The organism is Myroides sp. TSA_177.3, assembly GCF_052691955.1.
Genome location: NZ_JBQZGD010000059.1, coordinates 1 through 591, shown reverse-complemented (window position 1 = coordinate 591; position 591 = coordinate 1). Strand labels below are relative to the sequence as shown.

Sequence of the window (591 nt, the reverse complement as noted above, 5' to 3'; positions counted from 1 at the left end):
TTTATTCTTTATCAATAACTACTACTTTTTTATTGATTATACTATAATTAAATTTTGCTGGCAATTTTGATGTCATACTATTTACGTTAGTTATAGTATCCCAAATTACCATATCTTTAATAATACCATTTAAATAGTATATTCCAATACTATCAAACTTCACATTAAATAAAATTTTATTTACATCTTGTGTATAAAAGGTATCCTTAATAATAAAGTTTTCTTCAACAATTATTTTATTTTTTGCTAAATATGGATAAAACTCTATAAATCTTGATACTCTTCCATAACCAATACTATTTCTAAACAAATTATACTCGACTAAATTATAATTAATTACCCCTTCTGTTATTACTTTTCTGGAAACAGTGTCTGGAAACTCCATATTAGTAAAATCATTGGTATAAACAATTTGTCTATCCACATTATTACTATCTTTTTTCTTATCAACACATGATACAAGCAAACTACATATCATTAAAAACACCTTAATTTTCATTCACTTAACGATTTTTATTAGCATTATACAATGAATCAGCTTTATTTCTTGCTTCCATCTTTTTTAAATCTTTCACATCTATAACCGTATCT

Annotated in this window: 1 protein-coding gene; it reads right to left on the bottom strand. The window is 23.7% G+C overall.

Annotated features, from left to right (window positions below):
* Window position 1: 1 nt before the first annotated feature.
* Entirely contained in the window at window positions 2-499 is a 498-nt protein-coding gene (locus ACUTSE_RS18135) for a hypothetical protein (RefSeq protein ID WP_445641268.1), read from the bottom strand.
* Window positions 500-591 lie beyond the last annotated feature (92 nt).

Excerpts from the sequence above, each read along its gene's own strand:
- ACUTSE_RS18135 (WP_445641268.1), bottom strand. The coding sequence starts at position 499 with ATGAAAATTAAGGTGTTTTTAATGATATGTAGTTTGCTTGTATCATGT.